The organism is Collinsella aerofaciens, from assembly GCF_015557435.1.
GTDB lineage: Bacteria > Actinomycetota > Coriobacteriia > Coriobacteriales > Coriobacteriaceae > Collinsella > Collinsella aerofaciens_Z.
In genome coordinates this window covers 1-13,011 of record NZ_JADNOH010000007.1, presented here as the reverse complement: position 1 = coordinate 13,011, position 13,011 = coordinate 1, and the positions used below count along the sequence as shown (strand labels likewise).

The 13,011-nt window shown below is 59.1% G+C and carries 9 protein-coding genes; 4 read left to right on the top strand and 5 right to left on the bottom strand.

What is annotated here, in order from left to right; translation table 11 throughout:
* Window position 1: 1 nt before the first annotated feature.
* The 3 genes from I2G43_RS00610 to I2G43_RS00600 are packed head-to-tail and all read left to right on the top strand — an operon-like array spanning window position 2 to window position 1,496.
* Window positions 2-238, top strand: a complete 237-nt coding sequence (locus I2G43_RS00610; protein WP_195534682.1) for a hypothetical protein — start codon at window positions 2-4, stop codon at window positions 236-238.
* Window positions 220-696, top strand: coding sequence for a flavodoxin (locus I2G43_RS00605; protein WP_195534681.1), 477 nt, complete (start codon window positions 220-222; stop codon window positions 694-696). The genes I2G43_RS00610 and I2G43_RS00605 overlap by 19 nt, the downstream gene beginning before the upstream one ends.
* Before the next feature lie 44 nt (window positions 697-740).
* Window positions 741-1,496, top strand: a complete 756-nt coding sequence (locus I2G43_RS00600) for a carboxymuconolactone decarboxylase family protein (RefSeq protein ID WP_195534680.1) — start codon at window positions 741-743, stop codon at window positions 1,494-1,496.
* Window positions 1,497-1,803: 307 nt separating this feature from the next.
* Here I2G43_RS00600 and I2G43_RS00595 read toward each other — a convergent pair whose 3' ends face one another.
* From I2G43_RS00595 to I2G43_RS00580, 4 genes are all read right to left on the bottom strand, one after another.
* Window positions 1,804-1,959, bottom strand: coding sequence for a hypothetical protein (locus tag I2G43_RS00595; RefSeq protein ID WP_195534679.1), 156 nt, complete (start codon window positions 1,957-1,959; stop codon window positions 1,804-1,806).
* A 30-nt stretch (window positions 1,960-1,989) separates the two neighbouring features.
* Window positions 1,990-4,758: a magnesium-translocating P-type ATPase gene (gene mgtA, locus I2G43_RS00590; RefSeq protein ID WP_229071402.1), complete on the bottom strand. Its 2,769-nt coding sequence runs from the start codon at window positions 4,756-4,758 to the stop codon at window positions 1,990-1,992.
* A 269-nt stretch (window positions 4,759-5,027) separates the two neighbouring features.
* Entirely contained in the window at window positions 5,028-5,510 is a 483-nt protein-coding gene (locus tag I2G43_RS00585; RefSeq protein ID WP_195534678.1) for a winged helix-turn-helix domain-containing protein, read from the bottom strand.
* Entirely contained in the window at window positions 5,486-7,963 is a 2,478-nt protein-coding gene (locus I2G43_RS00580; protein ID WP_195534677.1) for an HAD-IC family P-type ATPase, read from the bottom strand. Before I2G43_RS00580 ends, I2G43_RS00585 begins: the two co-directional genes overlap by 25 nt.
* Window positions 7,964-8,319: 356 nt before the next feature.
* On the opposite strand from I2G43_RS00580, the gene I2G43_RS00575 reads away from it, so the two are divergent.
* Entirely contained in the window at window positions 8,320-9,453 is a 1,134-nt protein-coding gene (locus I2G43_RS00575; protein ID WP_195534676.1) for a hypothetical protein, read from the top strand.
* Window positions 9,454-9,526: 73 nt separating this feature from the next.
* On the opposite strand, the gene I2G43_RS00570 is transcribed toward I2G43_RS00575, so the two are convergent.
* Window positions 9,527-12,781 (bottom strand): ABC transporter ATP-binding protein/permease, encoded by a 3,255-nt coding sequence (locus I2G43_RS00570; RefSeq protein WP_195534675.1) that lies wholly within the window; start codon window positions 12,779-12,781, stop codon window positions 9,527-9,529.
* Window positions 12,782-13,011: the final 230 nt, after the last annotated feature.

Sequence of the window (13,011 nt, the reverse complement as noted above, 5' to 3'; positions counted from 1 at the left end):
AATGGACGAAAAGACTATCACGAACCTGCGCGACGCCGGGTGCTGCGATGCGTTTATCGACGAGCTCTCGGGGCTGCCAAGCGCGTGCGCCCGCATCTGTCGCCTCAAGACGTACCGCCGCGAGCTGCTCGAACGTGTCCACGCCGAACAAAAAAGACTCGAAACCCTCGACTACCTCATCTATACGCTGCAAGAAACCCATCAAATAAAGGAGCAACCATGTCAAAGACCCTTGTAGCCTATTTCAGTGCCAGCGGTGTGACAAAAAGCGTCGCCGAGCGCCTTGCGAAAACAGCCGGCGCTGACCTATTTGAGATTGAGCCCGCCAAGCCCTACACAGCCGCCGATCTCAACTGGAACGATAAGAACAGCCGCAGCACGCTTGAGACCAACGACCCCACCTGCCGCCCCGCCATCGCCTCGAAGCCTTTGGAGCTCGATGAATACAGCACCATCTACCTTGGCTTCCCTATCTGGTGGTATGTTGCACCGGCGATTATCAAAACGTTCCTGGAATCCCAGAGTTTTGCCGGCAAGAAGATTGTCCTCTTTGCGACCTCCGGTGGCAGCGGCATGGGCAAAACCGCAAAGGTTCTTGAGGCCAGCACACCCGGCGCCACAATTGTCCCGGGCGCGATACTCAATGGAGCAAGCGATGCCGAACTCAAGCAATTTGTCGCGCGTAACCGCTCGTAACGCCCAAATTCCGCTCGATTATCTCTGGTTAGAAAGGAACCTCCATGACCATTAAACAGACCGCAGGCCGCGATGCCTTGGGCAAGTTCGCCCCCGATTTCGCGCATTTTAACGACGATGTGCTCTTTGGCGAGAACTGGAACAACACCGACCTCGACCTTAAGACGCGAAGCCTCATCACCGTGGTGGCCCTCGTGGCGCAGGGCATCACAGACAGCTCGCTCGCCTACCACATCGCCAACGCACGCAAGCACGGCGTGAGTCAAAAGGAGATGGCGAGCGCCATCACGCACGTGGCCTTCTATGCCGGCTGGCCCAAAGCCTGGGCTGCGTTCAATCTTGCCAAGGAAGTCTATGCGGGCGACGGGGCAAATAGCGCAGCATCCGAACTCCACGGCGGGTTCTTTGGCCTCGGCGAGCCCAACGACGCCTATGCGCCGTTTTTTATCGGCCAGAGCTATCTCAATGCGCTGACCACCCCGGACGATTACCTGCCCATCCACAACGTCACCTTTGAACCGGGCTGCCGCAACAACTGGCACATCCACCACGCGAGCAAAGGCGGCGGACAGGTGCTGATCTGCGTCGACGGCGAGGGCTGGTACCAGGAAGAGGGCAAGCCCGCGCAGCGCCTGCACCCCGGCGACGTCGTCGAGATTCCCGCCAACGTCAAGCACTGGCATGGCGCCACCGCCAACAGCTGGTTTAGCCACCTGGCCTTTGGATTCCCCGGTGAGGACACGTGCAACGAGTGGCTCGAGCCCGTGGACGACGAGCAGTACGGCGCGCTGGAGATCTAAGCCCGCGGTCTGCCAAAAACATGGCAAACCGGCACCAGCGACCCTTCCAACCGCCACCCCGCGAAACGAAGGTGAATACTTTTCCCGAGAAGTGAACGAGTGAAATCGGACCCCCGAAGCATCGACACTTTTGGAGAGCTATTTCCTGCGGTTTTGTCGCTCAAATCCTGCGGTTTTGGCATCGAAAAATGCGGATGCTACCGGAGTCCAAATTAGGTCGTTCACTTCTCGGGAAAAGTATTCACCTTCGATTTACTGGTGCCTATAAACAGCGAGGGGGCCGCCCGGTGGGCGGCCCCCTCGCTCGTTATTCATCCCTCGGCAGCGGTTTCATGTTCCAAAAGACGACGTTCATGATCACAACGACTACCAGTACCACGCCGTTGGCCACCCAAAAGCCCATGTTGAGGCCCAGCCACTCCGTAGCACCAAACAGGTCAATCCAAATCTGCGTCCAGTTCATGCGAACGCTCCTTTCAGCGTCAATACCCTGCTACAGCAGCTCGCCATAGCGCTTGACGTAGGCCTTCTTGAGGCTCGTCGCCAACGCCATGTACAGCAGGATGCACGGAATCAGGAACAAGAAGTACTCGACGGGCAGTGCGCCCAGCCCCAATACGGGTCCAAGTGGGCTAAACGGGATCAACGTGAGCAGCGCAATGCCCGTCATCGTGAGCAGCATCACCGGCGCCGAGGCACGGCTCTGGATAAACGGCAGCTTGGGCGTGCGGATCATGTGGATGACCAGCGTCTGGCTCCACATGGACTCAACGAACCAGCCGGCCTGGAACAGTGCGATGTAGGCCAGCTGCATCTGCTCCAGTGCGGCGCCCGAGTAGACGCTCGCCAGGTCGTTAAACAGTACGCCGTGGCTCACAAACAGGGGGCAGAAGACAAAGTACATAAAGATGTAGGTCATAAAGTCGAAGATGGAGCTGGTGGGCCCGATCCAGATCATGAACCTGCCAACGCTCGAGGCGTCCCAGGTACGCGGTACGCGCAGGAACTCCTCGTCCACGTTATCCCAGGGAATCGCCAGGCAGCTGCAGTCATAAATCAGGTTGAGCAGGATCAGTTGGATGCTCATCATGGGCAAAAACGGCAGCAGGGCAGATGCGGCAAGCACGCTGAACATATTGCCGAAGTTGGAGCTTGCGGTCATCTTGATGTACTTGATCATGTTGGCGTAGGTCTTACGCCCCTCGATGATGCCCTCCTCGAGCACCATCAGGTCCTTCTCGAGCAAGATAATGTCGGCCGACTCCTTTGCCACGTCGACGGCAGTATCGACCGAGATGCCGATGTCGGACGACTTCATGGCCGAGGCGTCGTTGATGCCGTCGCCCATGTAGCCCACAACATGCCCGTTGTCGCGCAAAACAGAGACGACACGCGCCTTTTGATCGGGCGTGAGCTTGGCGAACACCTGCACGTCCTCGGCACGGCGAGCAAGCTCGGTGTCGTCCATGGCGGCAATATCGCTGCCGAGCAGCATGTTGTCGACCTCGAGTCCCACCTGCTTACAGATGGTGCGCGTAACCTTCTCGTTATCGCCGGTCAGGATCTTGGTGGCGACACCGTGATTGCGCAGCGCCTCGATGGCATCGGCCGTCGACTCTTTAGGCGGATCCAAAAATGCCAGGTAACCGATCAGTACCATGTCTCGCTCGTCTTCGGCGCTAAAGGCACCAGCAGGCGAAGGATTAGACTTTTGAGCAATCGCCAGCACGCGGAAGCCATCGTCGTTAAGATCAGCAACCGTCGCCAAAATGCGCTCGCGCACTTCATCGTCCAGTTCCCGCACCGCACCGTCGATCTCGGCATGCGAGCACACCGAAAGCATCTCCTCGACGGCGCCCTTGGTGACCATTTGCGTCTTGCCGCTGCGGTTGCGCACCACGGTCGTAAGGCGACGACGCGCAAAGTCGAACGGCACCTCGTCGACCTTCTCATATGCCTCGGAAAGGTCGGTGAGACTCGGGTCGTTTTGCTCCTCTTCCTCGGTGCATTTGATGATCGCCAGATCCATCAGATTCTTGTAGCCCGTCTGGAAATAGCTGTTGAGGTAGGCATGGCGCAGAACGCGCGAATCCTCCTGGCCATCGATGTTCCAGTGATACTCCAGCACCACCTGGTCCTGCGTCAGCGTGCCAGTCTTGTCCGTGCACAGCACGTCCATCGCGCCAAAGTTTTGAATCGAGTTGAGGTTCTTAACGATGGTCTGCTTTTTGCTCATGGCCACGGCGCCCTTGGCAAGGCACGTGGTAACGATCATGGGCAGCATCTCGGGTGTCAGGCCCACGGCGATGCTGATGGCAAACAGGCCAGCATTAAGCCAGTCGCCCTTGGTGACACCGTTGATCAGAAAGACAAACGGAACCATCACCATCATAAAGCGAATGAGCACCCACGAGACGTCGTTGACACCCTTGGAAAAGCTCGTCTCTACGGCATCCTCGGACAGGCTCGACGCCATGGAGCCGAACAGGGTCTGCTCGCCCACGCTAAAGACGAGTGCCGTCGCACTGCCCGAGATTACGCTGCTGCCCATGAGGGCGATGTTCTCGAACGACGTCGCCGAATCGGACTCGGTGCAGGTCGCAGGCACCTTCTCGACCGGCTCACTCTCGCCCGTCAGGCTGGCCTGACTCACAAAGAGGTCCTTGGCCTCGATGATCCTCACGTCGGCGGGGATCATGTCGCCGGCAGACAGGTGCACGATATCTCCGACCACCACGTCGTCGATGGGAATCTCGGTCCTAGGGGCACCTTTACGCGTAACCGTCACGGTAGTCGTGATCATATCGAGCAGCTTTTCGGCCGCGTTGCCGCTGCGGGCCTCTTGGATGTAGCGCAGCGTGCCCGAGAGCACCACCATCGTGGTGATGATAATTACCGTCAGCGGGTCGAAATCCTCCGGCGTGCTGCCCATCATCGACAGCGCCGGGAACACCATATCGGTTGTCGCCGAAATGATGGCCAGGAAAAACAGGATCGCCGTAAAGGGATTGATGAACGCATCTGCAAGCTTGCGTGCCAGCGACTTCTTCTTGCCGCGCGTGACCACGTTGCGGCCGTTGTCCGCCTCGCTGTGCGCGACCTCATCGCGATTAAGGCCGCCCAGGTTCGAATCCACCCAGGACATGGCCTCGGTCAACGGGATGGTCGCCGCATGCTGGATGCGACCCTCCGCACGATGCCTGATCAGTTCGTTTTGCGCCTGAACCACAGACGGCGTATGGCGCATAGTCAGCTTCTTCAATTGCCTTGCTCCGTTCTATCGATCGGATGCAGAGCTACTTAGCTGCGGCGCCTTCCATCAAGGTGGACCCGCGCCGACAGACATCGCCCTGCGTTGCCGGTACTGTCACTGCCGCTCACGGTCCTCACCTCTCCTTCGTGTCTGCGACTGTCTTTAGAATAGAAAAGCCGCAAGACCGAGCCCATGGCTGGTTTCTTGCGGCTTTCTTGCGATTTGGCAAGGATTGTCAGAGTAATCATTTGGGTCGATGGGAGCGAAAACCCAGAGCGTCACTCGGCCATCTTGTAGCCCACGCCCCAAACAGTGAGCAGGTAACGGGGGTTGTCGGGCTCGGGCTCAATCTTTTTTCGAATCTTGCGGACAAAGGCCATGATGTTGCTGTCGTCGAGCAGATACTCGTCTTGCCACACCGCCCGGTAGATTTCCTCTTTGCTAAAGACCGTGCCCCGGTTGCTCGCCAAAAAGGCCAGGATGTCGAACTCCTTGGGCGTAAGCGAGACGGACGCGCCCGACACCTTAACAGCACGCGAAGCCAGGTCGATCGAAAGCTCACCTATAATGATGGGCCCAGCGGCAGCGCTCGTTTGCGAGCCGGCAATCGCCAGCTCGATAGCCGTCAGCCTACCCGAGGCGATATCGGCAAATACGGGGGCAAGTTCGAGGGCGACGGCACTGCCGGACGAGAGCAGCGCGCTGCTGAGCTCGGCGGCCTCTGCCGGCGTAATCGCTATGTTGGTTCTGTTGGTACGCATAGAACCGCCCTAGAACAGACTGGCCGAGCGGGCAGGTAGACCCGCTTGATCGTCGAAACAACAACAAGATACAGCACGCTCAGCAACGCCACGATACCCAAATACCATACAGGCAGCGCGGCAAGCCCCAACAGCTGCGCCGCAGGGGTAAGCGCAAGGAGCGCCGAGGCAGCCAGCATCGCGACAACCATCATCACGAGCGGACGGCAAGGACGGTCCCCATTACGGACGTTTCTCGTTCGCAAAATCAAGAGCACGAGTGATTCGGTCCACGCGCATTCCAACAGCCAGCCGGCCTGGAAGGTCGCGATAAATGTCACCTGCCCCGCGGCATCCAGCGCGGCAAAGGGCGCCCCACACACGGCGGGGCATACGCCCAAAAGCAAAATGGCAAACGTGATGATATCGAATGCCGAGCTTGCAAAGCCAAAATGCAGCATAAAGCTGCCGAGGCCCTTGCCCGACCACGCCTTGGGGCGAGCGATTTCCACGTCATCGACGTTGTCCCACGAAAGTGCGAGGCACGTAGCGTCGTAGCACAGATTGAGCAGGAGCAGCTGAGCGGCGGTCGCCGGCAAAAACGGCAGGAAAATGCTCGAAGCGGCAACCGAGCAGATGTTGCCAAAGTTGGAACTTGATGCGATACGAATGTACTTGGAGGCGTTGGCAAACGAGGCCCTGCCTTCGCTGACGCCCTCGGCAACCACACCCAGGTCACGCTCGAGCAGCACCAGGTCGGCAACCTTCTTGGATTCGGCCGCCGCCGAGTCCACAACGATGCCGACATCTGCCGACGAAAGCGCCGGCACGTCGTTCACACCATCGCCGATATAGCCGACCGTATGGCCAGAGAGTCGAATGAGACTGACAACATGAGCCTTTTGCGCGGGCGTGAGCTCGGCAAACACACGAGTACGCCCCACGCGAACAAGCGCCTCGGACTCCTCCATGGCATCGAGCATGCTGCCAGTGATAACGCTATCGGCAGGAATGCCCAGGCGCGAACAGGTTGACCGGGCAACCGAAGCCGAGTCACCGGTAAGCACGCGCACCTCAACGGAAAGGTCGGACAGCGCGCGCACGGCGGCGCGAGCGCTTGCCTTGGGTCGATCGAAAAAGCCCAAAAAGCCGCAGAGCACCAGGTCACCCCAGTCCGAAGACGTTGTGCTGTAGGCAACGGCGAGGACCTTGATGCCGTCGGCACGCATGTCCTCCGCAACCTCATAGGCGCTCTGGCGGCCCGCGGCGTCCATGGGGACGAGTTCCCCTTTAAAGTTGGCCCAGGCACAACGAGCGCAAACACTCTCGACCTCGCCCTTTACGATGGTCAAGTGATTGCCAGGACGAGCCTGCAGCCCCAGGCAACCAAGCGCCCCAGGCGTGGCATCGAGCTTAACGCCCGAAGCCTTGGTGACGTGGTCGAAAGGATCAGATGCGTGCAGGGTAAATGCGCCTGCGAGGTCTTTGGCGGCGAGACGCAACTCGGGCGCGGCGCACGCGTCGGCAATGGCCCGGTTGAGCTGGTTGGCGGCCGCCCCCTGGCTCTTACTCTCCAAATACGCCAGGCTGAGCGTTTGCTCGCTTTCGTTGCCCAGGATATCGGTATAGTACTCGAGCACCGCGGTGTCCTCGGTGAGTGTGCCCGTCTTGTCCACGCACACCACGTCCATGGAACCCAGCGATTCCATGGCGTCAACGTTTTTAACGATGACCTGTTTGTTCTTAAGGCGATGCGCGCTGCCCGAAAGGCACACGCTCGTGACGACCGGCAGCATCTCGGGGACCAGGCCAACGGCCGTGCCCAGGGCAAACAGCAGGGCCTGCGCCCAGTCGCCCAGCACAAAACCTCGAATCATAATGACAAACGGCAGCACGATGAGCATGCACCTTGCCAGGGCGGCACAGATGCTCCTTGCACCAACGCCAAACTGCGTGCCTAGCCGAGCGCGCTGCGGCGATGTGGGCGGCTCCTCGGCAACGCGAGCGAGAACGGTTGCCGAAGCCTTTCCGTCGACGATGGTCGTTCCAGCACGGACGGCCTCCCCTTCTCGCTTGGTGGTCTGACCGCTCTCGCCCGTAAGCGACGATTCGGAGACAAGGATGTGGTCGCCCTTGGCAAGAACCGCATCGACCGGGCAGAGCATGCCGGCATACAGGCGAATCACATCGCCGGGCACAAGCCGGTCAGCATCGACTTGGATCCAGCAAGCGTCGACACGTTTCCAAACGGCCGCATGGTTCGCCTTGAACATGTGCCGGTCGAAGCTGCGCTTGGCTTCGTTTTCGTAGAACAGGCGCACCAGGCCGCCAACCAGCCACATCAAAAACAGCACGGCAGGTGCAAACACGCCCGTCTGGCCTTGCGCCTGCGGTACGACGTCAACCAAAAAGGCCAAGCCGGCAAGCGCAAGCAGCAGCGACGAAAACGGATTAAAGAACGATTTTTTAATCATCGAAGCCTCTTTCTAGCATGGCTTCGATTGTATCCGAGGCGTATGCCAGCATCCCCGCCCCAGACCTTGCGACTTCCTTGCTTTTACGCGTGACAAAGTTTTGCTATTGCTCACTTGCGCCGCACTTGGGATGCAGGGTAAACAGTGAAGGAGCTGCAGAGCAGGTCTACGCTCCGGTTGCCGCTCAAAAACGCCGTGACCACGTCGCAGATATCCTTGCTCGCGCTCATCTTGGTTGGGGACATCGGCCTTCTGCTCATTGCGGTGAGTATCTTGCTCTATGCTCTTATCCAACGCTAGCCCAGACTGACGCATCCCGCGCGCCGCAACGACCGCCACGACATCAAGGATCAGCTATGGCAACACTTTCCGAACAAGAACGCAAACGTATCCAGCGATACTGCATCTGCCCCAAGGTTGCTGGTGCAGCGCTTGCCATGGCATTCGTGCTGCCCTTATTGATCATTCCTTTCGAGATGATCGACGACATCGTCTTCCATCATGAAGGATTCCAAGACACGGGCATGATGGCCGCCCTGGCACTCGCCGTCGTCGAGCTCATCATATTCTGCTACTGCACTCTCGCGCCGCGCTTTGGCATGCGCGGTAAGCAGTGGCGAGAAATGCAGCACCGACTTGCCGTCGAGCAGAGCGAAAAAGATCGCTCGGCACAGATTGCGGGCGTCGTTGGCACGCAGGCCGCCGCGCGCCTGCTCAAGAACAGCGACAACGAGACCGCACGCAACCTGGGCGGCGCGGCAGAGGTCGCCGCTGCCGTAGGAGCCGTCGCCACCGCGGCAGACGTGCTTGCCGAGAGCTTTGCCAACGCAAAGGCCATGGCAGAGGCCTGTGGCGTGCCTGTCCCCCGTGCAAAAAAGTGGATCGTCGCGCTTGTGGCGCTGCCCCTCGCAATCGTGTGCGGCGCCTATATCCCGCAGCTGGCGCAGGGAAACATCGAGATGCAGGAGAACGCCGCGGCCGCGGCCGAGCAGATCGCCATCGCCCGCAAGGCGTTAGAGCCCGCATGCGAGTACGTGTCTGCCGATGACCCCTACGAGCGATATCAAGATTACGGCTATCACGTCCGCGGCCATCTGCACGAAGGCGACTCCGATACCCAAAAGGCCTATACCTACCTGGACTTTGACAACAAGGGGACACTCAAGGAAGTGAGTTACGCGGCAGAGGTCGACCCCAGTGCGAGCCTTGAGGACAACCTCGCCCGCATCGAGCGCGACCTGGACGAGCTGTTCTCTGCCGTTCAAGCCGTAAACGTCAAGACGGTGAGCCCCGAGCTCCTGGCACCGCATAAGCTCCCCGAAAAGTTTAGACAGGCATTTTTGAACGGCTCGCTCTACGAGAGAATCTCTATCAGGACGAGTGACGAGCCAGTCAAAACGTATTACTCGTTTGATACGGATCCCGAGGACGAGTTTGACGAGTACACCCATCCAAGCATCCGTATCACGCTGATGGGCAAAACAAACTAGAAGGCGCGGGAGGGGCCACCCCCTTCCCGCGCCTTTTCATCCAACGTGACAAAGGGACAGTCCCTTTGTCACATTATTCGGAGCGCAGGGCTTCCACGGGGTCTTTCTTGGATGCGCTGCGGGCCGGCAGCAGGCCGGCAACGACCGTCAGCAGCACCGAAATCGCAATGAGCGTCAGCGCATCCTGCACGGGCAGACTCATCAGGTTAGGAACCTGCTTGGCAGCAAGCGCCCAGGCATTAACCGGAAAGCTCACGGCCGCTACGACGACAATGGCAAAGACGCCGGCAATGAGGCCTTCGATAAAGGTCTCGGCGTTGAACACGTTGGCCACGTTGCGCTTGGACGCGCCGATCGCGCGCAGGATACCAATCTCCTTTTTGCGCTCCAGCACGCTGATGTAGGTGATGATGCCAATCATGATGGAGCTCACCACCAGGCTGATGCTCACGAATGCGATGAGCACCAAGCTGATGGTGTTCACGATGTCGGTCACCGAGCCCATGATGATGCCCATGTAGTCGGTGTACGAGATTGCCTGCTCATCGTGGCCAGCAGCTTTGACCTGCTTGTTGTACGCATCGATGTGATCGAGCACACGCTCCTTGGCCTCAAAGTCGCGCGGGAAAATCTTGACCGAGATGGGGTCCGCCTCGTCCGCATAGCCCAACGTGGTCAGATTGTTGTCGTAGGTGAGCTTTGACGCCTTGGCATAGCTCATCATGAGCGAACTCAGGTCCTCGGCGTCCATGTTGAAGTGGATGGCGCGAGCAAAGGCATTCGCATCCACGCGCATGGCGCTCGCCAGGTTGGCAAAACTCGAAGACATCTGCGTCGCCATCTGGCCCATGAGCCCCGCCGCGCCCGCCTTGAGCTGAGTTGATACCGTCGCCTCAATCTGCTCTCTGATTGCCTTTGTCACCTGATCCATAGCCTGCTGCAGATACGGAGCCAGCTGCTTTTGCACATAGTCGGTCATCGCCTGTTGCAGGCGCTCGGCCAGGGCATCGCCGCCGAGCGCTTTGAGCTGGGCCAGGATTTGCTGGGCCGCGTCATCATTCTCAAGATACGCCGAGAATGCGGCAGCGAGCTTTGACGCGTCCTTAAGATCTTCGGGTGACAGTGCCCTAAACTGATCAGACTGCAAAAAGCCCTCAAACAGCTGGTTGACAAGCGCTCCCACCTGCTGCATTTGCTCGGGCGTGAGTTCCAGGCCATCAAAGATGCCCGAGAAATCCGGGGCCGGCGCTTTGGCCATGATGTCGGTGAAGTCAATGCCCTTCCCAACGCCCGAAAGGTCAAGGTCCAGCCCGGACAAGTCGATACCAGAAAGGTCTATACCGCCGGCCGCACCCGAGAGCGCCGACGTATCGAACGAGAACGCACTCTTCAGCGCCGCTTCGTCCACACTGAACATGCTGCTCAAATCCACGCCTTGCTTGGCCTCACCCTGCAGCTCGTCAAAGGTTTTGCCCGTAAAAACATCTGTCTCGGGGCGGGCAAGCTGCTCCTGCACAATCTGCGAATCGGCGGCGCGTTCCATAAGCTGGCGAGTCAGCGCATGCGTGTAGGCAATGCCCGGGGACAATGCGCTCGCGTTGGCCGTTTCGTTGGGTCGCACCACGCCCACAATGCGCACGTCGATACCCTCGGCAACCTTGGCCGCCATAAAGTCGGCATCACCAGACATGTCAGTCCACATGCCGGTCTCTTCGTTTTTGCGATAGGCATCGGCCGGCGACAGCACCTTAAACGTCGTGGACAGTGCATCGTCGTAGGTAAAGTCGCTGCCGGTCTTGGGCGTCTTGACCTTGCCGTCGGCCGTCATGGCACTGTTAACCAGGTCGTTGAGCTCATCGATATCCAGCGCACCGATGCTGTAGAGCGTATAGTCGCCCACCGTGCCACGGCTCGAAAGCACCATCACGGCCTCGTTGGCGGACGTGGGCCAATGACCGGCAACGACATCGTACTGACTGTCGAGCAGGCTCTGGTCGTCAATCATTTCGTTGAAGACCGAGGTTCCCATGGACTCCACGCTCACCGTTGCCGCCGAGCTCGCGCCGCCGCTCATGGCCTCGGTCATGGCATTGGGCACCAGACGCACGGGCTTCTCATCGCCCTTGCCCGCGCGATAGACAACCGGCGTTACGCCATAGCCGTACTGAATAGCGTTGACCTCTTTGTCGATGCCGTCGCCCCCGTCATCGAGCCATGCCTTGAAGCTCGTCATATCGTTGGACTTAACGCTCGCAAACATATCCTTTACGGCCGTGACCACGGGAATCTTATCGGTTCCTTGAGCCTTGCCGTCGGAGCCACCGTCTGACGAACCCTCGTTTTTGGACGCATCGTCATCCGCGGCCCCCTGTCCGCCCATCATAGGCGACAGGTCATAATCCTGCTTGGAGATGGTAAGCGGATAGCTCGAGAGCGTATCCTCCTCGACCTTTTTGATGTAGTTGTTCACGCCGTTGGAGAGCGCCAAAATCGCCGCGATGCCGATAATGCCAATCGAGCCCGCAAAGGCCGTCATAGCCGTACGGCCCTTCTTGGTCATAAGGTTTCGGGCAGAAAGGCCCAGCGCCGTTACAAAGCTCATCGAGGTTTTACGCGTGGGCTTGGCCTCACGACGCGCGGCTTCTGCAACATCAAAGGGGTCGGAATCGTCGGTGATCTTACCGTCCGCCAGGTTGACGATACGCGTAGCGTACTGGTACGCCAACTCGGGATTGTGCGTAACCATGATGACCAAACGGTCGCGCGCAACCTCCTTGAGCAAGTCCATGACCTGCACGGACGTCGTCGAGTCCAGGGCGCCGGTCGGCTCGTCCGCCAACACGATCTCGGGGTCGTTAATCAGGGCACGGGCAATGGCCACGCGCTGCATCTGTCCGCCCGAAAGCTGGCTCGGGCGCTTGTTCACATGCTCGCCCAGACCGACTGCCTCAAGCGCCTCGCGCGCACGCTGTCGGCGCTCGCCATGTCCCACGCCCGTAAGCGTGAGCGCCAACTCCACGTTTTCCAAGATGGTCTGATGCGGAATAAGGTTATAGCTCTGGAACACAAAACCGATGCGGTTGTTGCGGTAGGCATCCCAATCGCGGTCGCGGAAGTCCTTGGTCGAAATACCGTCGATGAGCAGATCGCCCGAGTCAAAATGATCCAGCCCGCCGATGACGTTGAGCATCGTAGTTTTGCCCGAGCCCGAAGGGCCCAGAATGGCCACGAACTCATTATCGCGAAAGGCAAGGCTCACGCTGTCGAGCGCCACCTGCGTAAACGACTGCGTGACGTACCTTTTGCAAATATCTTTGAGCTCCAGCATGGACGGCAACCTCTCCCGCGCGGGCGCCCTCGCCCGCTCTCCCCCGCCGTTCGTATTCGACGCGTTTGTCCTACTCTATTCCCATTTTCTACCGACACCAGTGAGGAATGTAACGAACCGGGCAAAAACGAACGGGACACGGCAAGGGGACAGTCTCTTCGCTTTGGATGCCGAACAATCAGAACCACCCTTAAAAAGGGTGGTTTGCTCTTAGGGTATAACCCACGGGC